The sequence below is a fragment of the Pedobacter duraquae genome (assembly GCF_004362245.1).
Classification (GTDB): domain Bacteria; phylum Bacteroidota; class Bacteroidia; order Sphingobacteriales; family Sphingobacteriaceae; genus Pedobacter; species Pedobacter duraquae.
The window spans coordinates 230,839-257,172 of sequence record NZ_SNWM01000003.1 but is presented as its reverse complement, the minus strand read 5'-3'; the positions used below and the strand labels follow the sequence as shown (position 1 = coordinate 257,172).

24 protein-coding genes are annotated in these 26,334 nt (G+C 41.4%); 13 read left to right on the top strand and 11 right to left on the bottom strand.

The annotated features are described in order from the left end of the window. Entirely contained in the window at positions 1-783 is a 783-nt protein-coding gene (locus CLV32_RS12590) for an ABC transporter permease (RefSeq protein WP_133556046.1), read from the top strand. 64 nt (positions 784-847) lie between these two features. Here CLV32_RS12590 and CLV32_RS12585 read toward each other — a convergent pair whose 3' ends face one another. Beyond that, complete coding sequence (locus CLV32_RS12585; RefSeq protein WP_133556044.1) at positions 848-2,200, bottom strand: M20/M25/M40 family metallo-hydrolase; 1,353 nt, start codon at positions 2,198-2,200, stop codon at positions 848-850. A gap of 96 nt (positions 2,201-2,296) precedes the next feature. Between CLV32_RS12585 and CLV32_RS12580 the strand changes: the two genes are divergently transcribed. The 3 genes from CLV32_RS12580 (at position 2,297) to CLV32_RS23345 (ending at position 6,192) form a co-directional block, all read left to right on the top strand. After that, positions 2,297-3,871: a M28 family metallopeptidase gene (locus CLV32_RS12580; RefSeq protein WP_243732302.1), complete on the top strand. Its 1,575-nt coding sequence runs from the start codon at positions 2,297-2,299 to the stop codon at positions 3,869-3,871. A 267-nt stretch (positions 3,872-4,138) separates the two neighbouring features. Then, positions 4,139-4,516, top strand: a complete 378-nt coding sequence (locus tag CLV32_RS12575) for a BlaI/MecI/CopY family transcriptional regulator (RefSeq protein ID WP_133556042.1) — start codon at positions 4,139-4,141, stop codon at positions 4,514-4,516. Further along, positions 4,513-6,192, top strand: coding sequence for a M56 family metallopeptidase (locus tag CLV32_RS23345; RefSeq protein WP_133556040.1), 1,680 nt, complete (start codon positions 4,513-4,515; stop codon positions 6,190-6,192). The genes CLV32_RS12575 and CLV32_RS23345 overlap by 4 nt, the downstream gene beginning before the upstream one ends. Before the next feature lie 62 nt (positions 6,193-6,254). On the opposite strand, the gene CLV32_RS12565 is transcribed toward CLV32_RS23345, so the two are convergent. The 4 genes from CLV32_RS12565 to CLV32_RS12550 form a co-directional block, all read right to left on the bottom strand. After that, positions 6,255-7,025: a succinate dehydrogenase/fumarate reductase iron-sulfur subunit gene (locus tag CLV32_RS12565; RefSeq protein WP_133556038.1), complete on the bottom strand. Its 771-nt coding sequence runs from the start codon at positions 7,023-7,025 to the stop codon at positions 6,255-6,257. A 26-nt stretch (positions 7,026-7,051) separates the two neighbouring features. Beyond that, positions 7,052-9,031 carry a fumarate reductase/succinate dehydrogenase flavoprotein subunit gene (locus CLV32_RS12560; RefSeq protein ID WP_133556036.1) on the bottom strand — a complete coding sequence of 660 codons (1,980 nt, stop codon included), beginning with the start codon at positions 9,029-9,031 and terminating at the stop codon, positions 7,052-7,054. A 25-nt stretch (positions 9,032-9,056) separates the two neighbouring features. Then, positions 9,057-9,737 carry a succinate dehydrogenase cytochrome b subunit gene (locus CLV32_RS12555; protein WP_133556034.1) on the bottom strand — a complete coding sequence of 227 codons (681 nt, stop codon included), beginning with the start codon at positions 9,735-9,737 and terminating at the stop codon, positions 9,057-9,059. A gap of 199 nt (positions 9,738-9,936) precedes the next feature. Continuing rightward, positions 9,937-11,469, bottom strand: coding sequence for a trypsin-like peptidase domain-containing protein (locus CLV32_RS12550; RefSeq protein WP_133556032.1), 1,533 nt, complete (start codon positions 11,467-11,469; stop codon positions 9,937-9,939). Positions 11,470-11,591: 122 nt separating this feature from the next. On the opposite strand from CLV32_RS12550, the gene dapF reads away from it, so the two are divergent. Continuing rightward, positions 11,592-12,380 carry a diaminopimelate epimerase gene (gene dapF / locus CLV32_RS12545; RefSeq protein WP_133556030.1) on the top strand — a complete coding sequence of 263 codons (789 nt, stop codon included), beginning with the start codon at positions 11,592-11,594 and terminating at the stop codon, positions 12,378-12,380. Here dapF and CLV32_RS12540 read toward each other — a convergent pair. The 4 genes from CLV32_RS12540 to CLV32_RS12525 form a co-directional block, all read right to left on the bottom strand. Further along, complete coding sequence (locus CLV32_RS12540) at positions 12,377-14,653, bottom strand: helix-turn-helix domain-containing protein (RefSeq protein ID WP_133556028.1); 2,277 nt, start codon at positions 14,651-14,653, stop codon at positions 12,377-12,379. The two genes, dapF and CLV32_RS12540, sit on opposite strands and share 4 nt — an antisense overlap. Positions 14,654-14,745: 92 nt before the next feature. After that, positions 14,746-15,441 (bottom strand): response regulator transcription factor, encoded by a 696-nt coding sequence (locus CLV32_RS12535; protein WP_133556026.1) that lies wholly within the window; start codon positions 15,439-15,441, stop codon positions 14,746-14,748. Further along, complete coding sequence (locus CLV32_RS12530) at positions 15,438-17,264, bottom strand: sensor histidine kinase (RefSeq protein ID WP_133556024.1); 1,827 nt, start codon at positions 17,262-17,264, stop codon at positions 15,438-15,440. The genes CLV32_RS12535 and CLV32_RS12530 overlap by 4 nt, the downstream gene beginning before the upstream one ends. A 162-nt stretch (positions 17,265-17,426) precedes the next feature. Further along, a complete protein-coding gene (locus CLV32_RS12525; RefSeq protein WP_133556023.1) occupies positions 17,427-17,795 on the bottom strand; it encodes a DUF3127 domain-containing protein in 369 nt (122 codons plus the stop codon). A 71-nt stretch (positions 17,796-17,866) separates the two neighbouring features. Between CLV32_RS12525 and CLV32_RS12520 the strand changes: the two genes are divergently transcribed. From CLV32_RS12520 to CLV32_RS12485, 8 genes are all read left to right on the top strand, one after another. Beyond that, complete coding sequence (locus CLV32_RS12520; RefSeq protein WP_133556021.1) at positions 17,867-19,069, top strand: THUMP domain-containing class I SAM-dependent RNA methyltransferase; 1,203 nt, start codon at positions 17,867-17,869, stop codon at positions 19,067-19,069. A 63-nt stretch (positions 19,070-19,132) separates the two neighbouring features. After that, a complete protein-coding gene (locus CLV32_RS12515; RefSeq protein WP_133556019.1) occupies positions 19,133-19,414 on the top strand; it encodes a helix-turn-helix domain-containing protein in 282 nt (93 codons plus the stop codon). A 20-nt stretch (positions 19,415-19,434) separates the two neighbouring features. Then, on the top strand, positions 19,435-20,094 hold the full coding sequence (locus CLV32_RS12510) for an HD domain-containing protein (RefSeq protein ID WP_133556017.1): 660 nt from the start codon (positions 19,435-19,437) through the stop codon (positions 20,092-20,094). 54 nt (positions 20,095-20,148) lie between these two features. Continuing rightward, positions 20,149-21,405, top strand: a complete 1,257-nt coding sequence (locus CLV32_RS12505) for a putative DNA modification/repair radical SAM protein (protein ID WP_133556015.1) — start codon at positions 20,149-20,151, stop codon at positions 21,403-21,405. Next, positions 21,405-22,175 carry a TIGR03915 family putative DNA repair protein gene (locus tag CLV32_RS12500; protein WP_133556013.1) on the top strand — a complete coding sequence of 257 codons (771 nt, stop codon included), beginning with the start codon at positions 21,405-21,407 and terminating at the stop codon, positions 22,173-22,175. The genes CLV32_RS12505 and CLV32_RS12500 overlap by 1 nt, the downstream gene beginning before the upstream one ends. 49 nt (positions 22,176-22,224) lie before the next feature. Beyond that, a complete protein-coding gene (locus CLV32_RS12495) occupies positions 22,225-23,250 on the top strand; it encodes a sensor histidine kinase (RefSeq protein ID WP_133556011.1) in 1,026 nt (341 codons plus the stop codon). Between the two features lie 150 nt (positions 23,251-23,400). Continuing rightward, the gene (locus CLV32_RS12490; protein WP_133556009.1) at positions 23,401-24,042 is read left to right on the top strand and encodes a DUF47 domain-containing protein; all 642 of its coding nucleotides are present in this window, start codon (positions 23,401-23,403) and stop codon (positions 24,040-24,042) included. A 10-nt stretch (positions 24,043-24,052) separates the two neighbouring features. After that, positions 24,053-25,066: an inorganic phosphate transporter gene (locus tag CLV32_RS12485; protein WP_133556007.1), complete on the top strand. Its 1,014-nt coding sequence runs from the start codon at positions 24,053-24,055 to the stop codon at positions 25,064-25,066. 1 nt (position 25,067) lies between these two features. Here the strand turns inward: CLV32_RS12485 and CLV32_RS12480 are convergent, their stop codons facing one another. Then, entirely contained in the window at positions 25,068-25,712 is a 645-nt protein-coding gene (locus tag CLV32_RS12480; RefSeq protein ID WP_133556005.1) for a hypothetical protein, read from the bottom strand. Continuing rightward, positions 25,705-26,286, bottom strand: a complete 582-nt coding sequence (locus CLV32_RS12475; RefSeq protein WP_394346175.1) for an RNA polymerase sigma factor — start codon at positions 26,284-26,286, stop codon at positions 25,705-25,707. The genes CLV32_RS12480 and CLV32_RS12475 overlap by 8 nt, the downstream gene beginning before the upstream one ends. Positions 26,287-26,334 lie beyond the last annotated feature (48 nt).

Below are 26,334 nucleotides of genomic sequence, written 5' to 3'. Positions count from 1 at the left end.
ATGTACGCACTAATCATATCCCTGCAATCTGAGTTTTATAAATCCAGGAAAACACTGGCCTTTTGGGCAGCCATTCTTTTACCGTTCTTAATTTGTGCAATGGTGGCCTTTGGCTTCTACACAAAATCAGAAAATATTCTAAAATTGCATTACCCACCAGAGGTACTCTGGATCACCTACAGCGGTGCGGCTCTAGGTGTTATGGGTATGCTTATTCTGCCTTTCTATGTAATCTTTATGGCTTTTTCGGTCAATAATATCGAACATAAAAATGACACATGGAAAACGCTTTTTGCCCAGCCGCTGGGCAAATTATCAATCTATACCGCTAAATATTTATATGCGGTATTGCTCATATTCATCTGCCTGTTCCTGTTTGCAGCATTCACTTTTGCCTCCGGGCATCTGCTGCAGGTATTGGTGCCTGAATATAAATTTAGCGATTACTCTCCGATAAACCTGTTGAGTAAGTTTTACGCTAAACTCTTCCTTTCGTCTTTAGGAATTTTATCTGTTCAGTTTATCATTAGCTTGATCTGGAGTGATTTCCTAAAACCTATGGGTATTGGATTCATTGGCATTATCTTCGGAAGCATTGTAGCCAGCAAACACTGGGAATATGCCTACATGGTTCCGTATAGCCAACCGTCCCTCGCGCTGACCATGAAAAAAACAGCAGGGGGGTCTGACTTCTTTACTCAGGATATTTATGCCAGTCTGGCCACGGCCCTGGTACTATTTATCGTCGGTTACTTTATTGTGGCGAAGAAGAGCATTAAATAGCCTAATAAATTAGGAAATAGTTAATAATAGAAAGGCTGCTTATGGATGTAACAGCCTTTCTTTTTTACCGTCCTGCCCTGGGAATTACAATCAGACTCTCATGGCCCTCACTGTCTACAGACTGTATACCAAAGTAATAATTGTCTTTTGAGTAAGGCATATTCACAGAAGTACGCGTTACAAACGTTTTCTTTTCCCAAACCGGACTGCTCGTTTCACGCATCAATATATAATACCCCACCGGAGCTTTTCCTTTTGGCGCTGTCCATTTTAATGCTGTTTTATTTGTTAAGCCAGCTGTCAATACCGTTACCGCCTGTGGCTCCTGCGTAGCCAAGGCCACATTAGCGAGTACTGCTAAATTTAGCCTGCTTACTTTCTGCAAATATCCGTAGTCAACATATTCTGGCAGGTCGCCAAACTTAAAGCCTTTTTCTACACGTACATCCTGATGCTGCCTGTTAAAATCTTCATTCATTTCTGTTACTCGAACGGCGGTAAAACCTTGCTGGGAGAACGGCGTGTGGTCTCCACCTCTTAGAAACCGATCTCTTCTGTAAATGAGTTTTACGCTAAGCTGATCTACATAGCGTTCGCCAACTTCTTTGATATACCGCGCAGCCTGACGTGCGTTGCCGTCGTTATCACTTCCTGTAGACTGCCTTGCTGCTGCCTGTTCCTTGGTTTCGACGGGAGAGACCCCTTCACTAAATATCCGTACACTGCTGTTGTCTTTTAGGTCTGTTTCCATACCGTAAGAATTACCTACGATATCATTATTCATTAAAAGGTTAACATCCCAGCCTTCGGCTCTAGCTCTTTTTGCAAGGTTCGTTGCTCCGTATAAACCTTGCTCCTCTCCTACCATCGCTATAAAAACTAATGTTGCGCTGAACTGATGCTTACTCATAATTCTGGCCAGTTCCATCACCGCCGCTACGCCAGAAGCATCGTCATTTGCTCCCGGAGCAAAATCTTTAATGTTCATTACATCGGTGACACGGGAATCATAATGCCCGGAGATCATCAGCATGCGCTTGTCTTCGGGATCAGTTCCCGGCAATATGGCCAGCACATTTTTTAAGGTTACCGGCTGCAATATCCTCCGGCCATCAGCGGGCTGCACAAAAGTATCAAATGATACCTGGAGTTTCCCACCACTCGCCTTACTGTATTGTTCAAATTCTGAGCGGATCCAGTTCCTTGCCGCGCCTATTCCAGTGGTTTTACTTAGCGTATCACTCAAGGTATGTCGCGTTTGGAAAGAAACTAGCTTTTTTATAGTCATTTCGAGGTTTGTTGCCGACACTTCGTTCAGCATTCCTTCTATTTCGGGATCGCGTTTAACAACATTTTGTGCTTTTGCGGCTGTATAACTCAATAAACAGAGCAGAGATAAAGAATAGATTAACTTCATTTTAGATAATTGGCGGTTGGACTGTAAAAATATGATTAGAAAGATACAAATATTTAACATTTAAAGTAATTTTAGACAGAACTTAAACTATTAATGATGATGAAAAAATTTACTACAACAATGTTCGCATTGAGTATATGCCTATATGCCGGCGCACAGGAGTCTGTAGACATGGCAGCGGTGCAGAAGATCAGAAAAGAGGGTCTTGAAAACTCAAAGGTGATGAACCTTGCTTATCATATTACCGATGTAAGCGGTCCCCGTCTGTCCAACTCTCCGGGACTGAAAAGAGCTCAAGACTGGGCGATCAAACAATTTAATGAATGGGGTTTAAAAAATGTACATCTGGAAGCCTGGGGTAACTTCGGTAAAGGATGGCAGGTAGAGAAATACTATGCTGCAACTACCCTTCCATATTACCATCCAATCATTGCTTCACCAAAAGCATGGACTCCAGGAACAAATGGACCAATTAAATCAGAAGTTGTTCTGATCAAAGCAGATACAATTACTGACCTTGACAAATATAAAGGTAAGCTTGCCGGAAAGATCGTAATGTTCGATCAGATGAGCAATGCTGCATTACAAAACAGCTATAAAGCAGATGCAGTACGTCATACTGACGAAGCTTTAGAAAAAATGGCTAAAGATACGCTTCAGGTTCGTCGCGGTGGCAGACCAGCTGGCAACAACAACCAGATGGCAATGATGCTTAAAATGAGAGAAACCAGAGCGGCTATGGTTAAATTACTTCTTGAAGAGAAAGTTGGTTTGATCCTCACTTATGCCCGTGGCAGCTATGGCACGTTCTTTACCAGCAACGGTGCTTCTTATGCGTTAGATGCTGCTCCTGTATCTCCCGAACTGGAAGTTTCATCAGAAGATTTCCTGCACATGCTGAGATTACTTAAAGGTGGAGAAAAAGTAGAGATGGAAGCGGAGATCAAAACATCGTATTTTGATAAAGATCCTCAGGGATATAATGTAATTGCCGAAATCCCTGGAACAGACAAAAAATTAAAAGATGAACTTGTCATGATTGGGGGGCACTACGATTCGTGGCACTCAGGAACCGGTGCTACAGATAATGCTGCTGGGTCGGCTGTGATGATGGAAGCAATGCGCATCCTGAAATCAATAGACTTCAAACCAAAAAGAACAATCAGAATTGCTTTATGGAGCTCAGAAGAACAAGGATTGTTTGGTTCAAAAGGTTATGTGACCAAACATTTCGGAGATTCTAAAACAATGGTACTTACGCCTGACCAAAAGAAAATAAGTGCTTACTACAACCTTGATAATGGTACTGGTGCCATTCGTGGAATCTATCTACAGGGTAACGTTGCAGCTGGACCGATTTTCCAAAGCTGGTTAGCTCCGTTTAGCGACATAGGCGCGAAAACAGTTACTGTAAATAACACCGGTGGTACAGATCACCAGTCATTTGATGCAGTAGGAATTCCAGGATTCCAATTTGTACAGGATCCTATGGACTACAATACCCGTACACACCATAGCAACATGGATACCTATGACCGTTTAGTTGAAGAAGACCTGAAAAGATCTGCAACAATTGTAGCCTCATTTGTATACAATACGTCAGAGCGTGCAGCGCAGATTCCAAGAAAAGAATTACCGACACCTCCTCCGGCAACTGCTGCAAGACCATAACAAACTTAAAAGCTCTTCTACGGAAGGGCTTTTTTTATGTTCTCATATAGCGGCACATTGATTTCACATCCGTTGTTGTGATTTAATGCGTTAAACAACATAAGAAGGCATTAAAATCCCTTAAGACGTTTCGGAAGCACTCGAGAGTCGTTTGACAATCTTCAGGAAAATAAATGCATGAATTCTTTGAAAACTAATCGATTAGTTTTAAGTTTATATTAAATCCACTTCTTCATGTCCAGAATGTGGCTAACTATCGAATAAATTATGGAAATTAAAGATTTAACAAAAGCTGAAGAACAGATCATGCAGATTGTATGGCAGATCGAAAAAGGTTTTGTCAAAGAAGTAATGGATTTTTTACCAGAGCCCAAACCAGCATACAATACTGTATCCACGATTATCCGGATACTAGAAGTTAAAGGATTCATCGGCCATGAGGCTTATGGTAAGGCCCACCAGTATTACCCCCTGATCAGTCGCGAAGATTATAAACGTCATGCCACAGAAAAACTATTGGGTAGTTATTTTGAAAACTCTGTAGAAAGCATGTTTTCATTCTTCGTAAAAGAAGAGAAGCTTGATGTAGGTGATGTAGACGAGATTTTGAAAATGATTAATAAAATCAAACACAAACCAAAATGAGTTGGGCACATTATCTCCTGCAGGCTAACCTGTATCTGATCGTATTTTTTATTTTCTACAAGCTTTTTCTGGAAGGAGAAACGTATTTTAAGCTCAATCGTTCTTATCTGATTGCGGCCGGAGTATTTTCTCTAATCATTCCTTTCATCAGATTGGAATGGTTTTTCAGGCAGCCTGTAACGCAAAAAATATCCGCAGGCGTAGGTCAACTTACCATACTAATTTCTGGAGGGGGTAATGAAACAACACAAGAATACATCAATTGGGGTAATATCGTTGTCTTCATTTATATTACTGGCGCTCTATTTTTTCTTGGTCGGTTTATGCTTCAGTTATTATCTATTAAAAAGATCTTCAACCGTTTTAATCCCGGATCAGCCTTTACTTTTTTTGGTAAAAAGTCGATTGATCCAAATTTACCCGGCCAGGATACAATCAATGCGCATGAGCACATCCACATTCAGCAGCTTCATACTGCTGATATCTTATTTTTTGAAATCATAGGTATCGTTACATGGTTTAATCCGGTGATCTATTTCTACAAGCATGCAGTTAAAAATATCCACGAATACCTTGCTGATGATGCTGCGGCAGCCTATATCGGAGATAAAGAAGCATATGCAATGCTCTTGCTTAGTAAAGCCTTTGGCGTAAATCCAAGTGCGATTACCAATAGCTTCTTCAACAAATCGCTGATTAAAAAAAGAATCATCATGCTGCATAAGGAAAAGTCAAGAAAAACAGCCATACTGAAATATGGGCTTTTCGTTCCCTTGTTTTCAGCGATGCTTATTTTATCATCAGCAACATTGCGCCGAAATGAAGACATTCTGAATGTGACCAAGCAAATACCGCTAAACAGCCCTATGCAAGCATTTAAAGAAGTTCTAATTAACGAAAGCACACCAAAGCCATCGGCAACTGATACCGTAACAAAAGAGCTGAATAAGCCTCAGATTCAGCATGGGTATGCGACAGTTCAGGCGGAGCCCGATTTAAAGAATTCTGATCTTCGCTCAGTCGAAATTTCAAGAGATACCATTGCTGATGATATTCATAATTTTTCAGAACTTGATGTTGTTCCGAGTTTTCCCGGAGGGATGCGGAAGTTCTATGCTTATGTAGCAAAGAACATAAAATACCCGACGGAAGCTGTGCAAAATAATGTAGAAGGGCGGGTTATCTTATCTTTTACAGTGGAGAAAAATGGAGAACTCACCAATATTCAGGTTGACCGGAAAGCTGGTAGCGGGTTGGATGAAGAGGCTGTACGTGTGCTTCAGGCATCACCGTTTTGGACTCCAGGAAAAATGAACGATGAGCTTGTACGGGTTAAATATAACATCCCAATTTCATTTGTATTGAACACAGAGCCTGCACCAGTTAAAAAGGACCCTGTAATAGAAAAGATGACCGTAACCGCAAGTACCATGCAAGGGATTGCCAGTGTACAGGTTGATGGCAAACCAATCAAAGATGATGTATTGTTTATTGTTGACGGTCAGAAGTCGTCACAAGCCGTCCTCAAAAAAATCAATTCCAATAAGATCGAGAGTATCTCAGTGATCAAGAATCAGACAGCTGTGCTACTTTATGGAGCTGAAGCGAAGAACGGCGTAGTGCTTGTCAAAATGAAAAAAAACACAGACGACAATCAAGACTCCTGGTTAAAATAAAAAACCCCAGCATTTCTGCCGGGGTTTTCGCCTTAATATCCTTGTCTCGAGATATAAATCTATTAAACTTCCTCCTCAGAAACAAATTTTGCAGAATAAAAATCTCTGTTCATCCTTGCTATGTTTTCCAGGGAAATTCCTTTCGGACATTCTGCCTCACATGCACCGGTATTTGTACAGTTACCGAAACCTTCAGCATCCATCTGTGCAACCATGCTTTGAGCCCTGCGGTAACGCTCAGGCTGCCCCTGTGGGAGTTGTGCAAGCTGAGAAATCTTAGCTGAGGTGAATAACATTGCCGAAGCATTTTTGCATGTAGCTACGCAAGCTCCGCAACCAATACATGCTGCAGCTTCAAATGCCGAGTCTGCCTGAGACTTAGGAATTGGAAGCGCGTTTGCGTCCTGGGCATTACCTGTATTAACAGAAATAAAGCCTCCAGAAGCGATAATCCTGTCAAACGCAGTACGATCTACCATTAAGTCTTTGATTACCGGAAAAGCCTTAGCTCTCCATGGTTCTACAACGATGGTATCTCCATCTTTGAAAGAGCGCATATGCAGTTGGCAGGTGGTAATACCTTCTTTAGGACCATGAGGTCTGCCGTTGATAAACATAGAGCAGGCGCCACAAATACCCTCACGACAATCGTGATCGAATACAATAGGCTCATCACCTTTTGTAACCAGGTCTTCATTCAATACGTCAAACATTTCTAGGAATGACATATCCGGCGAAATCTCTGACACTTTATAATCTACCAAATTACCTTTGGCTTTGTTATCTTTTTGACGCCAAATTTTCAGCGTTAAATTCATATTTCCTGTACTCATGATATTGAGATTTTAGTACTTAGCAATTATTTATAACTTCTTTGTGCAATCTTGATGTTTTTGAACTCCAGTTGTTCTTTATGCAGTTCAAACTTCACACCTTCCTTATATTCCCAAGCGGCAACATAAGCATAGTTTTCATCGTCACGTAAAGCTTCACCTTCCTCAGTCTGATACTCCTCTCTGAAGTGTCCTCCGCAGGACTCATTTCTGTTCAAAGCATCAATACACATCAATTCGCCAAGTTCAATAAAATCGGCAACACGACCGGCTTTCTCTAGTTCAGGGTTCATACTGTCAGAAGTACCAGGCACACGAACATCACTCCAGAATTCCTTACGCAACGCTTGAATCTCCGCTATTGCTTCAGTCAATCCTTGTGCGTTACGAGCCATACCGCATTTATCCCACATAATCTTTCCTAATTTCTTATGGAAATAATCCACAGACTTCGTTCCATTAATAGCGATAAATTTATCAAGGATGCCTTTTGCATTTGCCTCAGCTTCAACAAAAGCAGGGTGATCGGTAGGAATAGGCTTTGTTGCCAGTTCTTTAGACAGGTAGGCACCAATAGTATATGGAATAACAAAATAACCATCTGCCAAACCTTGCATCAGCGCTGAAGCCCCTAAACGGTTAGCACCATGATCAGAGAAATTTGCTTCACCGAGTGCATACAAGCCAGGTACAGTTGTCATCAGGTTATAATCTACCCATAGTCCACCCATTGTATAGTGTACAGCAGGATAAATACGCATTGGCAATTCATAAGGATCTTCTCCGGTAATTTGCGCGTACATATCAAACAGGTTACCGTATTTCTCTTTAATCACATCGCGGCCCAAACGCATCACCGTTTCCAGATCAGGGTTATGGATATTGTGTTTATTTGCTTCAATACGGCCGTAACGTTCCGTATTCGCCTTGAAGTCAAGGTACACGGCAAGCTTGGATTTTCCTACACCATAACCTGCATCACAACGTTCTTTTGCAGCACGTGAAGCCACATCACGGGGAACAAGATTACCGAAAGCAGGGTATCTTCGTTCCAAATAATAATCTCTTTCGTCCTCAGGGATCTCCGATGCCTTACGGTTATCGTCTTTTTTCTTAGGCACCCAGATTCTTCCATCGTTACGCAACGACTCAGACATCAGGGTCAATTTAGACTGATGATCTCCAGATACAGGAATACAAGTTGGGTGGATTTGCGTATAACAAGGATTTCCGAAGAACGCTCCTTTTTTATGTGCTTTCCATGCTGCGGTAACGTTACTACCCATTGCATTAGTAGAAAGGTAGAATACGTTTCCGTAGCCTCCTGACCCTAATAATACGGCGTGACCAAAATGACGCTCCAGCTCTCCGGTGATTAAGTTACGGGCAATGATACCTCTGGCTTTACCATCTATTACCACTACTTCCAACATTTCATGACGGGTAAACATTTCAACTTTACCCATACCTATCTGGCGTTCCAAAGCGCTATAAGCACCTAGCAACAACTGCTGACCGGTTTGACCGGCAGCGTAAAAAGTACGTTGAACCTGTGTGCCACCAAAAGAACGGTTATCTAACAAACCGCCATATTCTCTTGCAAGGGGCACACCCTGGGCAACACACTGATCGATGATGTTCGTACTTACTTCAGCCAAACGGTGCACGTTTGCTTCGCGGGCACGGTAATCACCACCTTTAATTGTATCATAAAATAAGCGATAAGTACTATCACCATCGTTCTGATAATTTTTTGCTGCGTTGATACCACCCTGAGCAGCGATTGAGTGTGCCCTTCTTGGTGAATCCTGGAAACAAAAGCATTTTACCTTATAACCCATTTCAGCAAGGGTCGCTGCAGCAGAAGCACCGGCAAGACCGGAACCTACTACAATAATCTCTATACTTCTTTTATTGGCCGGATTAACCAATGGCATTGAAGAACGTAACTTCGTCCATTTTTCGGTTAATTCACCTTCTGGTATATGAGCATCTATTTCTGCCATTTTATTTAAGCTTTTCGTTCAAAAATTATTTAATAAGTCCTGTATAGATTGCCACAGGCATTGCTGCAAAAAGTAGAGAGATTCCGATAGAATACCAGATTCCGATAGTTTTGATCAGCGGAGTATATTTCTTATGGTTCCAGCCCAGTGTCTGAAAAGCAGATGCAAATCCATGCAATAAATGATAAGCGAGTGAAATCATCGACAACACATAAAGAACAACAATACCAGGGTTCATAAAGGTCTGGTGCATTACAGCATACAGATCTTCCTGTCCAAGCGCATCTTCTGTCGGTATCCCGGTAAAGCGCGATACTACCCAGAAATTTGACAAGTGGACAATCAGGAAAATCAATAACAACGTTCCGAGTAAGCCCATAGAACGTGAATACCATTTACTGTTTGCCTGTCCGTTGGTAACAGCATACTTAACAGGACGTGCAGCCTGGTTATTAAGTGTTAACCTTGCAGCCTGGAAGATGTGCAGCAAGAGCCCCAGGAAAAGGACAATTTCCCCCGCCCTGATGATCCAGTTGGATGCCATAAAATGTGCACCTGTATTAAAGGTCACGCCACCATCATTCATGAAAATTAACGCGTTAATAAAGCAATGCACAATTAGAAATAAGATAAGAAACAGGCCGGTAATACCCATTATTAGTTTTTTTCCTATAGAAGAGGAAAAAGCGTTTCCGAAACTAGCCATTTGATTGTATTTAATTTATTCAGTTGTGCAAAACTAATTAATAAAGGAATTAATTTCGTGACAACAGCAACAAAAGTGTCAAATATCAGCTATTTAGAAACGTTCTACGTTTTTGGCGTATTTTGCGTCCCATTAGGCCTTTAACGCAAAAAAGGGAGCAATATAACATTGCCCCCTCTTATCGAATTATGGGATCTTATTAAAACGTAAACGAGTAGTTTCCGTTAGGGCCAACACCCGTAACAGTAGTCATTCCGTTTCTCGAAGTAGGCAATGCAGCCTCTACATCTTTTGCACTGTTTACTGGCTTGCCATTGATCGAAGTAATGATCATACCTTTTGGAATATCAAGTCCGTCAAATACTTTTCCACTTTCTACATTAGTTACTACAACACCACTCTTAACTCCATATTTAGCTTTAAGAGCTGGCGATGCTGGCGCAAATGATGCTCCTAATTTACCAATACTTGCACCTGTTGCTTTTCCTGCAGGGACAACCTTAGCTAACCCTACACTCGATTCGCCACGAAGCGTCAGATCGATATTTTTCAATACCCCATCTCTGGAAATAGTTAGCTGAAGTTTATCTCCAGGACTTAGTCTTCCTACTTTTTCCTGCAGGTCTGGGGAGTCATAAATTTCAACACCCTCAACTTTTTTAATGATATCTCCAGCTTTGATACCAGCAGCAGCAGCGGCGCCGCCAGCAGGCACATCACTTACATATAAACCACTATTATCTTTAACGTTAAGTTCTGAAGCCCTGTCAGCGTCAAGTGGCTGGAAAGAAACTCCGATATATCCACGTTTAACCGCACCATATTTTCTAAAATCTTCAAGGATCTTTTTGGCTAGATTTACAGGAATTGCAAAACCATAACCTTCATTTCTTCCTGTTTCTGAAGCAATAGCCGCATTGATACCTACAAGTTCACCGTTAGCATTTACCAAAGCACCACCGCTGTTTCCAGGGTTAATAGCGGCATCAGTCTGAATATAAGACTCAATACTATTACTTGCCGGCAGTTTTGAGATCTTGCCTGTTCTTCTGTATTCTTCCTGTTGTTCTTCAGTAAATTCCTGCTGACGATCAAGGATACCGATTTTCCTTGCTTTTGCACTCACGATACCTGCTGTTACGGTAGTCTGAAGATCCAGAGGAAAACCTACTGCCAATACCCACTCGCCAACCTGTACATTATCTGAGTTACCCATTTTCACCACAGGTAAATTAGTAGCATCAACTTTGATCAGGGCAAGATCAGTATTTGGATCTGTACCGATCACTTTAGCAGTAACCTTGCGTCTGTCGGATAAAATCACCTCAATTTTCTGAGAATTTTCTACTACGTGATTGTTAGTAACAATATACCCATCAGGGGTTAGGATTACACCTGAACCTGAGGCTGCTCTTGGCGCTCTGGATCTCATTCCACGACCGCCGCCGCCAAAAAACTGCTCCATTAAATCCATCGGAGAACCTTGACTCTCGCTGGTAGAACTATTAAATGTTGTCCTGATGTGTACAACTGCCGGAGATACTGCCGCTGCTGCCTGAACAAAATCCACAGTACCTGCCGATGATATTTTAATTGGGTTGCTGGCGAAAAGCACATTTTGCTTTTCCGTTAATGACAACCCGTCATTTCCGCGCTCTAATAATTTATAGGCGCCAATTGCGGACGCACCACCTACAAGTGCGGCCAACAGAATTAATCCTATTCTTTTCATGCTATGTGTTATTAATATAATTTTTTCTTTCTATTAGTCAAATTTAATACCATATGAACGATATTTGTATCGCCTTAACATCATAAAATTTGTTAAAAAATGTTAAAACGCAAACATGCCATATGACGACAATACCGTTTTATAAATATCAGGGTGCAGGTAATGACTTCATTCTGATCGACAACAGAAGTCAGAATTTCAATAACCTGAGTACTAAAGATATAAAAAAACTTTGTGACAGGCGTTTTGGCATCGGTGCAGATGGCTTGATGTTACTGAATAGTCACGCGGACTATGATTTTGAAATGCGTTATTTTAATGCAGATGGCAGGTTGGGTAGCATGTGTGGCAATGGTGGGCGATGCATCGTTGCTTTTGCTAAACACCTGAATCTTATCACCATGGAAACTAACTTTTTGGCAGTAGATGGGCCGCACTATGCCAAAATTTCAGCTGAAGGCAATTGGGTAGACCTCCAAATGATAGATGTTGAAGAGATTTTCACCGACGGAGCTGCGTCAATTTTGAATACAGGTTCACCGCATTATGTAACACAGGTGACGGATCTTGAGGATCTCGACGTCTATCAGGCAGGCTTTGAAATTCGCAATAACGATACTTATCGTGAAAACGGAATCAATGTAAACTTCATAGAAGATAAAGGAGACCGTTTCTTCGTTCGGACTTTTGAACGCGGCGTGGAGGATGAAACCTTTGCCTGCGGAACAGGTGTAACGGCGGTGGCCATGGCCATGGCTAAGAAAAATGGAAAAACAGGTAAACTGAGCCAACCTATACAGGTTAAGGGTGGAGAGCTGCGTATCGACTTCAATTATGACGGAACTCTCTTTTCAGACGTTTTTCTTTGTGGGCCTGCAGAGCGGGTGTTCGGAGGCTCGGTAAGTATTTAATCACCCCCTTCAGCCAGATGCGCGGCAATTCCGATCTTAATCTCCCCAAAACTGTAATCACGCCCAAGATGTTCACGAATAGGGTTCATCTGTAGTGTTTTTAATTTTTTAATTGTCGCCATGATCTCATCCAGCTTCCTACGGCTGATGATATCTTTTGCATCGATTTCCTGCTTTGCCACAAAGTGCGCCAAATGCGCTTCAATAGTCCCGATTACCAATTTGCGGGCCGCTGCAATTTCAGTGATCGTTTTCCCCTCACGATGTAGCTGAAGTGAGAGATCTTTGGTGTCTTCTTTTGGCTCTTTAGCTTTTTTTGCTGCAGGTGTTTTAAGGCTTTTACCCTTTTTAGCAGTAAAATCGATCGTGTTGGGCATCGCAAATACTTTTTGCATCTGGAATTCCCTATCAGCCTGATTTAAAAGTTTATTGACGTCATTTTTTGTAAAATCCTCTCCTTTGATTGTCGCACGAAGTAAGGCTACCCCTTTCCTAACGGATTTATACTGCTCGTAAAACATAGCCTCCATTTCCAGCAACTCAGTCAGAAAAGCAACTACCTGCTTATCCTGTTTCACCAGTTCCATCCTGTCAAAGATATTCTTAGACATTTTCTGCAGCAGCGGGCTGAAGTAGTGCTCCGCAGCGATCGTACGATCCAATAGTGCTTCCAATCCTGCGAGACTCCTGTCCATCGACAGCCGCTGGATTTGTCCTCTGAATTTATCTGCATGCACTCGAAGTTCCGATAGCTCTTTAAGCAGCAGCTGCGCCCATTTATGATGCTTTTGCTTAGCAGATTTATTAATATCCATAGTATACGAATGCACATGCTCATATACAAAATTATCGAGTCGTGATAAATCAAAACATTGCAATAGATAGTTGCGCAAAAAATGTTCACTCTCTACCTTCATCTGTTCACCAAGGACTTCTACTTCCTGCTTATTTCTGGAAAACAGCGAAACATTGGGATCCTGACGAATGCCTGATCCAGAAATCAGTGAAGTTAACACGAGACCATCTAACGAACGTAATCGGGATAATGCCACGTAGATCTGTCCGGGAGCAAAAGCATTTCCAATGTCGATGATAGCCTTATCAAAGGTAAGACCCTGACTCTTATGAACGGTAATTGCCCAGGCCAACTTCACGGGGTACTGTGTAAACTTGCCGACTACTTCCTCCTGTATCTCGTGCGTAACGCGATCGGTAGTATAACGAATATTCTTCCAGGTAAATTTTTCAAGGATAATCTTTTCCGATATACCCTCTGTCTGCACCTCAATACTATCCTGTTTTAATGCGACTACCGTAGCGATCTTTCCGTTAAAAAATCTTTTATCAGAGCTCGTATCGTTCTTGATGAACATGATCTGTGCGCCCACTTTCAACGCAAGGGTAGCTTCGGCAGGGAAAGAACTTTCAGAAAAATCATCTTCGATCTCCGATTTATAATACCATACAGGCTCTTTAAGTGCTTCCAAACTTTGTTTGTTCAAGGCATCAGCACGTTGGTTGTGCGTGGTTAAAGTGATATACTTATCCTCTTTTGCCGGCACAAAATTTTCCTTATAATAAGTTTTTAGAAGATCAGTATCCTGTATCGTAATTGTATTATTTCGGAGATTATTGAGTAAACTTATAAATACCTCATCTGCCTGCCGGTAGATTTTCTCAAGTTCTATGTATACAGGCGGGTTATGCTGTAAAGCCAGGGCATCAAAAAAGAATGCACTTTTGTAAAACTCACCCAGCAGATTCCATTCGCTGGATTTTACGACCGGTGGTAGCTGGTGCAGATCCCCGATAAACAACACCTGTACTCCGCCAAAACTTGTATTATTTTTTCTCAGATAGCGCAACACCATATCCATCGCATCCAACAGGTCTGCTCTCAGCATACTTACTTCGTCGATAATAAGCAACTCCAGATCTAAAAAGATCTTGCGCTTGGTTGCATTCATCTGCAAATGACGAACAATAGATTTCGGTGTGGTGTACTGCTGATCAAAATGACTGTCACCAACTGATGGCTGTTTGGGAAGATAAGTGCCAAATGGAAGCTGAAAAAGTGAATGTATAGTAACACCTGCGGCATTAATTGCAGCAATTCCCGTGGGAGCCACAATTACGGCCTTTTTGTGAGTCTCGGCAATCAAGCTCCTGAGAAAAGTGGTCTTACCCGTACCTGCTTTACCCGTTAGAAAAATATGCCGTGATGTATAATTGATAAACCGGGCAGCAAGTTCAGCAGGATTGATTTCAGACATGCTGCAAAGGTAAGATTGTTCTGTTTGGTATTCAACCCTAATTTACGCTTAGCAAATAAAGCGCATTATCGAGGGTATCAGAATCCAGTTGGTTAATTAACCAGTAACTTATAGCCCTTGCCATGTACATTAAGAATTTCAACTTTAGGATCCTCCCGCAGGTATTTCCTCAGTTTGCTAAGGAAAACATCCATACTGCGTCCATTAAAATAGTTGTCATCATGCCAAATGCTCAGCAAGGCTTCTTCACGCGTAAGCACCGCGTTCTTTTTTAAACAAAGCAATTGCAGTAACTCCGCTTCCTTAGTAGAAAGTTTTTGTTGCTGCCCATTCAAATGAATCATTTGTGTTGTATAATCAAATATATAGTTGCCTATTTCAAACTGAGTTTGTTGTGGTCCGGCATCGGGAATTTCGGCATTGGCCACACGTTTTAACAGGGCATTAATACGCAACAAGAGCTCTTCTATCCTGAAAGGTTTTGTAATGTAATCATCACCGCCAAGATCATAGGCCGAAGCTTTATCTTCCATCATGGCTTTCGCCGTTGCAAAGATGATCGGAACATGCTGGTTAATTTTCCTGATTTCCTTACCTAGCGTAAATCCATCTTTTTTAGGCATCATCACGTCGAGAATACAGAGATCGAAAGCCTGCTTATTGAAACTCTTCAAACCCTCTTCACCATCTGTACAAAGTACAACATCAAATTTCCCCTTCAACTGCAGATAGTCCTGCAATAATAAACCAAGGTTTGGATCATCTTCTACCAGTAAAACTTTTTTCATTTGTGCAGGGGTAATGTGATTATAAATAGTGTTCCTTTATCTTTTTCGCTTTGAACTTTAACGGTTCCATCCATTTGCAGCAATACATCCTGCACATAGTTCAAACCTAAACCAAATCCTTTAACATCGTGCAAGTTTCCTGTAGGAACCCTATAAAACTGGTCAAATATCCGCTTAGACTGTTCTTTCGTCATCCCAATTCCTTCATCAGCAACTTCGATAATTAACGATCTGTTAGTACTTCGTGTTTTGACGGTAATCTGCGGATTTGTTACGCTATATTTATTTGCGTTATCAATGAGATTATAAATCACGTTGGATAGATGTAACTCATCACCTATAACAATATCCGGATCGGCCTGAAGTTCCATCTTTATACTGGCGTCCTTTTTCTGAAGCTGTAGCTGCATGCTATCCATTACAGCACTCACCAATTCGTTAATATGAACTTCAGTGCGCTCCATGTGAAGCTCTCTTTTTTCCAGGCGGGCGATACTCAGTACACGCTCAATGTGATTACCAAGACGTACGTTTTCATCATAGATGATACCTGCCAGTCGCTTGATCCTGCTTTTATCCTCTACGATCTCGGGATCCTTCAGTGCCTCGCTGGCAATCATGATGGTGGCAACCGGAGTCTTAAACTCATGCGTCATGTTGTTGATGAAATCTGTCTTCATTTCAGAGATTTTTTTCTGGCGAAGAATGGTGTAGAGGGTATAAGAGAAGATAACAATCAAAACCAGCAGCAAAATACCCGACGAGGCCAGCGTAGCACTCATATTGCCAAATATCGCCGACTGCTGATCGGGGAAGCTCAGATATAACATTCCGGGATCACGACGAACATCGCGGTTAAAAATCGTAGTTTTATAAGTGTTTGATGGAAGCACATCACCTGAAATATTGGCGGCTTTTCGATAAAGGACAGTATCCCTATTTGCTTCCTTTACCCAGAAATCATAGTTTAATGTTATGTTTTTGTTAAGTAGTTCTTTTTTGATTAACGTGTCCAGTTTATCCTTGGAAATTCTTCTGCTTAATGGCTCTTTTGCATTAGCTACTTCTTTGGCGGCGGCTTCGACCAATCCAATCTGTGACGAATAGGAACTAACCGTATCTGCTTCCAGCTGTCTCAATTCCTGCTCATGGCGGCGTGCAGCTATAACATCTTCACTCCTGAACTTTGCTTCCAGTGCACCATCTACACTTGCCAAAGAAATTTTTAATGGCTGCCCATCTGTGAGGCTATAAGCCAGGTAGCGGATGGTATCTGGCAAAGAGTTAGGTCGCATTGAAAAGGTCTTTCCCACTTCTGCCTTGAATGAATTACGGATCTTACCACTAACCATATTCATGTCATCGTCCAGCTTAAATTCTACATCCAGATTTAAAGGCGTGGTCGTTTGACTACCCAGCGCAATAAACTTGTCTTCCGGAATAATACTGGGATTTCTGTATTCAGCGCGGATCACACTGTCTTGAAAATTGAGGTCGTCAACAATTCGCTTTTGCTGGGCGATCCTACGATCAGCATTTTCCTTGATTTGCTTTTCCTTCAGTTCAGCAATCGTACGGATCTGGCGCTCATGTCCCTTCTCCCGGCGATAGCGCCATTCGTTATTCTTATCGTTATAGTGGCTAAATGCATTATTTGCCTGTATTTTATTAACCACATTACTGAGCACCTGGTTTACGTTTTGCTCAAACAACTGCGAATTCAGGCTATATGCTTGCTTAATGTAATACAATTGCATTACAACAACACCAAGCAGTGCCAGGCTCATCAAGCCGGTTATAAACCAAAATCCTCTCTTTTTCATTCTTTTAGCAATCCAAAAATAAAGAAGCGGAGGCAGTTTGCATGTATTTTAACAAATTTTAACATGCTTGCAGGCCGCAGTCCAAACAAGATTATCAGCCAAAAAAAATGCCGGAAAAACATTTCCGGCACTCATGGTTCAATTTGTCCTTAAAAAAGATCTTTAGAAGGGCAGATCATCGTCTTCACCTGGTTTGCTGCTCAGATCTACTGGCGGCGCATATTCAGGGGTTGATCCTGCCGAGGCATTGTTAGTCAAAGCATTGATTCTCCAAACAACAAGACTGTTGAAATAAGACACTTTACCTGTTTTGTCTGTCCATGGACGACCACGCAGGTTAAAAGAAACTTCTACATCATCTCCAGTCTTCAAGCTATCAAATAATGCGGTTTTATCTTGTAAAGCTTCAAATCTAATATATTCAGGATAAGTCGGGTTTTCTGCGTATTCTATAATTAGATCGCGTTTTTTAAACGTTTCACTTACCTGTTGTAATGCGCCAATTTCGTGCACTTTTCCTTTGATTTCCATAACAACTACTCTTTATTCTTCTTACAAGTTCAAATCTCTATATTTTTATTGATAACTTCGCAGAATAAATTATGCAAGTTTTCCACACAAAAAGTAAGGTTATTATAACCTGCAATAAAAGGCTTTCAAAATACCTGGTTCAGGAGGTTGAAGCTTTAGGCTATACCATTGTCAGGGATTTCCCTACAGGTGTTGAGCTGAACATTACATTGACGGAATGTATTAAACTGAACCTGAACCTGCGCTGTGCAAGTCAGATACTTTATGCATTGCGCAGTTTCAAGATCAACAGCCCCGAAGAATTGTATAGAGAAGTAGTTGACCTTCCCTGGGAGGAACTGATCGATTTCTCTGGATATTTTTCTGTTACATCGAATGTGGATAACGAAACCATCACGACACCGCTTTTTGCCAACCTTAAAGTTAAGGACGCTATTGTGGATCGTATCAAGGAGAAAAAAGGCATTCGTCCAAATTCAGGATCCGACGCCAACAAGGCTGTTGTTCACCTATATTGGAAAGATGACGAAGCAGATATCTTTATCGATACCTCGGGCGAAACACTTGCCAAGCACGGTTATCGCAAAATCCCTGGAAAAGCACCAATGCTTGAAGCCCTTGCTGCAAGCGTAGTAATGAGTACAACCTGGGATCATAAGTCGCCATTTGTAAACCCGATGTGCGGCTCAGGTACACTTGCCATAGAAGCCGCCCTGCTTGCTACAAACAGAAGACCTGGCCTATTTAGAATGAACTATGGCTTTATGCACATAATTGGCTATAACGAAGAGGAATTTTTTGCTGAAAGAAGAATCTTAAAGGATCAGGTAATCAAAAATATCGACCTGCAAATTATCGCCACAGATATCTCTGAAGATGCAGTTGATGTGAGCCGTAAAAACGCAAAAACTGCCGGTGTCGACACACTGATTACCTTTGAAGTTTGCGATTTTGCAGACACACCTGTTCCCGAGGGTGGTAAAGGCGTTGTAGTCTTTAACCCTGAATACGGAGAACGCCTTGGTGTGCACACCGTTCTGGAAAGTACCTACAAAAGAATCGGCGATTTTATGAAGCAGAACTGCAAGGGTTACACAGGTTATATCTTTACCGGCAATCCTGATCTCGCTAAAAAAATTGGGCTGAAAGCGGCACGGAAAGTAGAATTTTATAACGGCAAACTTGATTGCAGAATGCTTGAATATGAACTGTATGATGGATCAAAAAGACCTGACGAGAAAAGGCCAGTAAGACCAACATCAACAGGAGCGTAATCCCGCGTTAAATCTGACTGTTAATTTTTCTCGTTTATATGTGGAACATCAATTGCCAGTTATATGAAAGAAGCCTTGGAGTTAAAACCAAAATTAGTAGCCGGGAACATCCGCAAAGTAAGAGAATTCAGACATTACACCCAGGACTACCTGGCTGCAAAACTGGGTATCTCGCAAAACGCATACAGTAAAATCGAACTCGCATATAGTAAAATCACGCTAGACAGACTATTTCAGATTGCAGACATTCTGGAAGTGGAAGTAACACAGCTTATTACTTTTGATCAGACAGAATTTATGCGTACAGCAGTCAACTCAAGGGCAAGTTCTACACAGCTCATCTAATATTTGAATACCTTTGCTTTATGCAAACTGATTCAAATCTCATCCTTGAAAAAACTATAAAATTTGTTAAACAAACCTTAGCGGGCGCTGAAGCCGGGCACGACTGGTTTCATATAGACCGTGTCTATAAAACTGCACTAACTATCAATCAGCTTGAAAAGGGAGATCCCCTTGTTGTTAGCCTGGCTGCTTTGCTTCACGATATTGCAGATGCTAAATTTAACAACGGCGACGAGGAAATAGGGCCCTTTAAGGCGGGTGAATTCATGAAGTCCTTAGACCTAAACCAAGAAATAATTCGGCATGTTCAGGAGATTATCCGTAACTTAAGCTACAAGAGCAGTCTAGGTACCATCACCTTTCAATCCGCAGAGCTAGACATCGTTCAGGATGCCGATCGCCTGGATGCAATAGGCGCCATTGGAATCGCCCGGGCTTTCACCTACGGCGGATATAAGAATCGCATTTTGTACGATCCGGAGATCAAACCGGTATTGGAAATGACAAAGGAAGAATACAAAAACACCCAAGCCCCCACCATCAATCATTTTTACGAAAAGTTACTGCGATTGAAGGATCTGATGAAAACTCAAACCGGTAAAACCCTCGCAGAAAAAAGACACAACTTCATGTTAACCTATCTGGAAGAATTCTACCAGGAGTGGGAAGGAAAAGCATAAAACATTTACTAAAGCGAATAGTTTATTTACTATATTTGTTAGTAAATAAACTATATGTCAGAGCGTATTAGAGAAAAGCTAAGCATTCTTGCTGATGCAGCAAAATATGATGTTTCCTGCTCGTCGAGTGGCAGCACCCGGAAAAATGATAACAAGGGCCTGGGCAACGGTCACAACTCTGGCATTTGCCATACCTATACTGAAGATGGCCGCTGCGTGTCCCTCTTAAAAATTCTGCTGACGAATCATTGCATCTTTGATTGTGCATATTGTGTCTCCCGCAAAAGCAATGACATCACCCGTGCAGCCTTTACTGTAGACGAGGTTGTAGAACTGACGATGAATTTTTATCGCCGGAATTTTATTGAAGGGCTCTTTTTAAGTTCTGGCATTTTCAAGAATGCCGATTTCACTATGGAACGACTGCTGAGGGTTGTTAAAAAGTTACGTCTCGAAGAGCGATACAATGGCTATATTCATTTAAAAACTATTCCCGGAGCAAGCGAGGATCTGATTAGGGAAGCCGGACTATATGCTGACCGGATGAGCATAAATCTTGAGATGCCCACAGAAAGCGGATTAAAGCTTCTTGCCCCTGAAAAAACACACAAAGAAGTAATAGATCCGCTCAAACTTGTACAGAACCAAATTGTACAATTCAAGGACGAGAAGAAACTCATAAAAAATGTACCGACATTTGTCCCTGCCGGCCAAAGCACCCAAATGGTTATTGGGGCCACACCAGAAACGGACAAAGAGATTATGCAGACCGCTGATGCTTTTTATAAAAACTTTTCTTTAAGAAGAGTCTACTATTCTGGCTATATTCCAATTAGTAACGACAGCAGACTACCGATATTAGGCTCGCAGCCACCCTTAGTACGCGAAAATCGATTATATCAGACCGATTGGTTAATGCGTTTTTACGGATTTAACGTAAATGAACTTCTAAACGATGCCAATCCCCATTTGGATATAGATATTGATCCCAAGCTAAGCTGGGCTTTACGCAACCTGCAATTTTTCCCTATAGATATCAATGTAGCTAGTTATAAAATGATTTTGAGAGTTCCCGGCATTGGCGTGGGATCCGCAAAAAAGATCGTTCAGGCACGCAAATTTGGCAGACTGCGGATCGACCAATTGCAAAAAATTGGTATTGCGTATAACCGAGCAAAATATTTTATCCGCTGTTCAGATTCGCCGATGCAACTTAGAGAATATCAAAATACCCAAATCAAATCTTTTATTCTTGCAGAAAGTCAGAGTAAATATTTAAAGAACGATATTCAACAACTTATTCTCTTCTGATGACTACGTTTATTTTCGACGGCAGCATGGAGGGTCTGTTTTGTGCGGTCTTCGAATGGTTTGAACGAAAGCCTGGGCCTATTAAACTATTAACCATCAAACAGCATCAACCTACTGCCTTTGACGTCTTATTTGAAGTCTTTAATAACTCCGCTAAGGCACACCGCGTATGGAAGGGATTAAGCGAAAAACTAGAAAAGGGATGGACCAGAAGGATTTATTGTGCCTACTTATCAGAGCAGCCCGATACTTTCCAGCATCTCTTTGACATGATCTGTTATTTATTCCAGAATCCTAAAGGCGCGGAAGCCAATTACGGCAATGAAGCCGTATTACACGTAGCACAGATGGCTAGGAAAGTAGAGCGGGAAAAGCATAGAATGGAAGCTTTTATCAGATTTCAGCATACTGCTGATGGTATCTTTTACTGCGGAATAGACCCGGACTTTAATGTATTGCCTTTATTGCTTACGCATTTCAAAAACAGGTATGCAGACCAACAGTGGATAATATATGATATAAAGCGTCACTATGGTCTGTTTTACGACCTCCACAAGGTTGAAGAAATTCAGATGGAGTTTAAAAACATTACCAACAGAACACAGCCCGCAATCCAGTCATTATCTGAGAAAGAAAACCTATATGCTTGCTTGTGGAAAGACTATTTTAAGAGCACAAATATTCCCGCGCGTAAAAACATGAAATTACACATTCAGCATGTACCAAAACGTTATTGGAAATACCTAACCGAGAAGCAACTGGATCACTAAAATTCAGCTTAGGACTTCAATTTCTCATTTAATCTTGTAAATTGCTACCATGAAACTCAGCGTACTCGTATTGATCACTGCTTTCGCAGTAGCTCTATCTATCAGTCTGGTAAACTTCCACTTCCAGAATAGCTTCTATTATCTTGCAGTGTCATTTGGCGTATCTTTCATCACAAGTTTTATAGTTTTTTATTACCTGATGGAGAAATATATCTATTCCAAGGTAAAATTAATCTACAAGATGATTCATAACTTAAAACTGGGAAAAGATCTAAAGGATGCCCTGGGAGAATATGTAAGTTCTGATCCGATTAACGATGTAGAGCAGGAAGTTAAAGAATGGGCAGGCGCCAAGAAAAAAGAGATAGAGATTCTAAAAAAGCAGGAACAGTTCAGAAGGGAATTTCTATCAAACGTATCTCATGAATTTAAAACACCCTTATTTGCAATTCAGGGATATATAGAAACATTACAAGACTGTTTGCTTGACGATCCGGAGATGGCAGCGAAATTCCTGAACAAAGCAGAAAAAAACGTGGAACGCTTGAGTTACCTGATTAATGATCTTGATGCTATTTCAAAGCTCGAAAGTGGGGAGGTTCCTATAAACTTTGAAAAGTTCGATTTTGTTGGCCTGGCCAAGGAGGTAATGGAAGGATTGGAAGACAAAGCAAAAACAAAAAATGTCAAGCTATCTTTCAAAGAAAAATATATGCATCCCGCATTAGTGAATGCTGATCGCGAGAAAATCAGACAGGTACTGATCAACCTGATTCAGAATTCCATTAAGTATGGCAAGGATCCAGGATCAACGGCCATTAAAATATTTGAACTGCATGATCAATACCTGATTGAGGTAACAGACGACGGCATCGGTATTGACGAAAAACATCTGCCTCGCCTCTTTGAACGCTTCTATAGAATTGACTCTCACAGATCCAGGGAGGTTGGGGGTACTGGCCTCGGACTGGCCATTGTAAAACATATTCTTGAAGCGCATCAGCAAATCATTTCTGTGAGAAGCACGCTGCAGATCGGTACTACGTTTGCTTTTACCTTAGAAAAGGCTGGTTAAAAAGACGTCCGAATGGCAAATCATTCGCAATAGTTAACATTAACTTAACATTGCAATTCTACATTTGTATCATAATTTAATTGCGCCGAGGAATGGCGGCTTTAACGCCTCCAGCTCCGAGAAGGCAACTAGATAATTAACAACATATAGATGAATAACATTTTTAAGTTCTTTACGCCGAAAGACAAAAAATTCCAGCCTTTATTCGAGCAGGCCGGAAGCAATTCTTTAAAGATCTCTGAAGCTTTACTACTTGCATTAAGCACTACCGACCTTGAAAAAAGGAAAGAGTATATCAAAGAAATTGAGCGTCTGGAACATGTGGGGGATGACATCACGCATTCTATCTTCCTGGAATTAAGCAAAAATTTCATCACTCCGTTTGACAGGGAAGATATCCACGCCCTTGCAAGTGCTGTTGATGATATTGCTGACTATATCCATGCTTCAGCAACAAACATAGAGTTGTACAACATCACCAATATTGGCGATGCCATGATTAAATTGGCAGAGCTCCTGGTAGAGATGTGTACAGATTTAGATAAAGCGATCAAAGAACTGAGAAGCTTTAAAAATATCCGAGTGATAGCGGATGCCTGTGTAAGGATCAATAGCGGCGAAAATCAGGCAGATTATGTATGTAATCTTGCTATTGCCCGTCTTTTTGAATTTGAAACAAACGCTATCGAACTCATCAAACAAAAAGAAGTACTCCAAACTTTGGAAATGGCCACAGATAAATGTGAAGATGCCGCCAACGTATTGGAATCTATTCTTGTTAAAAATGCTTAATACCTAAAGAATGATACCTACCTTATTGGTTGTTGTAATTATATTGGCCATCGGCTTTGACTACATTAATGGATTCCATGATGCAGCAAATTCCATTGCTACAATTGTATCTACGAAGGTACTTACTCCATTTCAGGCCGTTTTATGGGCCGCACTGTTCAACATGGTTGCTTACTTTGTTTTCACAGAACATAAAGTGGCAAACACTATTGCCAAGACTGTTCTTGAACAATTTATCACACTTGAAGTTATTCTCGCAGGTCTAATCGCCGCAATAGCCTGGAATCTTTTTACCTGGTGGTTTGGAATACCTTCCAGCTCATCGCACACGCTAATTGGTGGCTTTGCTGGTGCCGGTATGGCTAAAGCAGTAACCGTAGGAAGTTCTGCGATGTCTGCTATTAACCTTGCTCCAATCCTTAAAACTGTTGCCTTTATTGTCCTTGCTCCTGTAATAGGGATGATGGTTTCTGTAATTATTTCCATCATTATTTTACATATTTCAAAAAACGCCAGGCCATCGATCGCAGAGAAATGGTTTAAACGCCTGCAGCTGATCTCTTCGGCTGCACTTAGTTTCACCCATGGGGGTAATGATGCTCAGAAAGTTATGGGAATTATTTACGTAGCCATGATTGCCGCAAAAGTACTTAAGGTTGACGAGACAATGCCAGAATGGATTCCCATTTCCTGCTACGCCGCAATTTCACTTGGAACAATGAGTGGCGGCTGGAAGATTGTGAAAACAATGGGCACGAAGATCACCAAAGTAAATGCTTTTGAAGGTGTGGCTGCCGAAAGTGCCGGCGCAATCACCTTAGGTATCACTGAATATTTTGGTATTCCCGTATCCACTACGCATACTATCACGGGCTCTATTGTAGGTGTCGGTCTATTGAAAAGAGTATCTGCTGTAAGGTGGGGTGTAACCGTTAGCTTATTATGGGCTTGGGTACTTACAATTCCCGTTTCCGCTACCTTAGCAGGTATTGTTTACGGCATTATTTATCTATTCTTCCTGTAGATTAAAAACCAACTTTTAAACTTATTACTTCCGACTGGTCGGCACCAGCTTCCCAGTCGGGCCCTTCTTTAATTAGACGAATGGCCTCCTGATCATACTGCTCTGCTAAGCCAGAGGTTATGTGAATATCAACGGGTCTACCCTTGCTATCGATGTGGAAATTTAAAGTAACACTTTTCCCTGCCTGACCTTTCCCTATCAGCAAGTTGTGCTTATTCAACCAGAGCACATAGTTCTTCATCCCTATTGTCGGCATCAATACTGATCCTTCAGCCTTTTTTGATGGCGCAATAACTACTTCTACAGGTGCATTCACAGCTTGTTTACGTCTATTTTCTTCGCGCATCCAGAATACAATGCTTACCGTAACAAAAAGCACTGCTGCGGTAGCTCCTATGCTCAGTCGCTGCCAGGTAATCACGGCAGTTTTTTTATGTTGCTGTTGCTCTCCAATACGCTCAGCCAACTGCTTTTGCAGTATCGAAAGTGATTGAACAGATCGGTTAGAATTACTCAAACCTGCCAAAGCTTCTGCCACAAAAGGATCTTCTAACGCTTCGCGCTCGATTCTGTTCATAGTCTTCACGTCCAGCTTCCCGTCGAGGTAATCCGTTAGTAGGTCGATATCTAAAAAGTCGTTATTCACCACTGTTTTTCTCTATACAAATTTTCAAATTCCTTTTACCATTCTGGATATAACTCTTCACCCTATTCATATCATATCCGGTAACATCAACGATTTCTTTATAACACTTTTCCTGCAGATAAAACAAATCTACACAAATCCGCTGTTCTTCAGTGAGTGTTTGCATGCACGCTTCCATCACCGTCAATTTCGATTCCTTTGCATCGTCAACATCTAGATGCACAAAATCAGTGTTTTCCACAAGCGCCTCTTCTAATGAGACGGTAGAACTACGCGATTTCTTACGCAAAACCATCAAACAATGATTGCGTGTAAGTACGTGGAGCCAGCTTTTAAAATTCTGCACCTGATGAATCCGCAGTTTGACTACAAGTTCTTCGAAAATTTGCATTACCGCATCCCGGCTTTCCTCTTCATCTTTCAGATAATTCAGACATACCCCAAACACCAGATGCATGTATCGATTGTACAGGGTGCCCAAAATCTCCAGGTCACCACTTTTTTTATACACATCGATACATTCCAGATCGCCAAGGGCCGTTGTCGTCTTACTGCTGTTCTTTATAAACTTCAAGGATGATTCTTCGTTATTTACCCAAGTATAAAAATATTTATCCATAAC

Coding starts and splice junctions, on each gene's coding strand:
- CLV32_RS12510 (WP_133556017.1), top strand. CDS start 19,435: ATGCAAACTGATTCAAATCTCATCCTTGAAAAAACTATAAAATTTGTT.
- CLV32_RS12495 (WP_133556011.1), top strand. CDS start 22,225: ATGAAACTCAGCGTACTCGTATTGATCACTGCTTTCGCAGTAGCTCTA.
- CLV32_RS12535 (WP_133556026.1), bottom strand. CDS start 15,441: ATGAAAAAAGTTTTACTGGTAGAAGATGATCCAAACCTTGGTTTATTA.
- CLV32_RS12580 (WP_243732302.1), top strand. CDS start 2,297: ATGATGAAAAAATTTACTACAACAATGTTCGCATTGAGTATATGCCTA.
- CLV32_RS12550 (WP_133556032.1), bottom strand. CDS start 11,469: ATGAAAAGAATAGGATTAATTCTGTTGGCCGCACTTGTAGGTGGTGCG.
- CLV32_RS12490 (WP_133556009.1), top strand. CDS start 23,401: ATGAATAACATTTTTAAGTTCTTTACGCCGAAAGACAAAAAATTCCAG.
- CLV32_RS12525 (WP_133556023.1), bottom strand. CDS start 17,795: ATGGAAATCAAAGGAAAAGTGCACGAAATTGGCGCATTACAACAGGTA.
- CLV32_RS12530 (WP_133556024.1), bottom strand. CDS start 17,264: ATGAAAAAGAGAGGATTTTGGTTTATAACCGGCTTGATGAGCCTGGCA.
- CLV32_RS12555 (WP_133556034.1), bottom strand. CDS start 9,737: ATGGCTAGTTTCGGAAACGCTTTTTCCTCTTCTATAGGAAAAAAACTA.
- CLV32_RS12585 (WP_133556044.1), bottom strand. CDS start 2,200: ATGAAGTTAATCTATTCTTTATCTCTGCTCTGTTTATTGAGTTATACA.
- CLV32_RS12485 (WP_133556007.1), top strand. CDS start 24,053: ATGATACCTACCTTATTGGTTGTTGTAATTATATTGGCCATCGGCTTT.
- CLV32_RS12500 (WP_133556013.1), top strand. CDS start 21,405: ATGACTACGTTTATTTTCGACGGCAGCATGGAGGGTCTGTTTTGTGCG.
- CLV32_RS12520 (WP_133556021.1), top strand. CDS start 17,867: ATGCAAGTTTTCCACACAAAAAGTAAGGTTATTATAACCTGCAATAAA.
- dapF (WP_133556030.1), top strand. CDS start 11,592: ATGACGACAATACCGTTTTATAAATATCAGGGTGCAGGTAATGACTTC.
- CLV32_RS12560 (WP_133556036.1), bottom strand. CDS start 9,031: ATGGCAGAAATAGATGCTCATATACCAGAAGGTGAATTAACCGAAAAA.
- CLV32_RS23345 (WP_133556040.1), top strand. CDS start 4,513: ATGAGTTGGGCACATTATCTCCTGCAGGCTAACCTGTATCTGATCGTA.
- CLV32_RS12505 (WP_133556015.1), top strand. CDS start 20,149: ATGTCAGAGCGTATTAGAGAAAAGCTAAGCATTCTTGCTGATGCAGCA.
- CLV32_RS12575 (WP_133556042.1), top strand. CDS start 4,139: ATGGAAATTAAAGATTTAACAAAAGCTGAAGAACAGATCATGCAGATT.
- CLV32_RS12540 (WP_133556028.1), bottom strand. CDS start 14,653: ATGTCTGAAATCAATCCTGCTGAACTTGCTGCCCGGTTTATCAATTAT.
- CLV32_RS12515 (WP_133556019.1), top strand. CDS start 19,133: ATGAAAGAAGCCTTGGAGTTAAAACCAAAATTAGTAGCCGGGAACATC.
- CLV32_RS12590 (WP_133556046.1), top strand. CDS start 1: ATGTACGCACTAATCATATCCCTGCAATCTGAGTTTTATAAATCCAGG.
- CLV32_RS12565 (WP_133556038.1), bottom strand. CDS start 7,025: ATGAGTACAGGAAATATGAATTTAACGCTGAAAATTTGGCGTCAAAAA.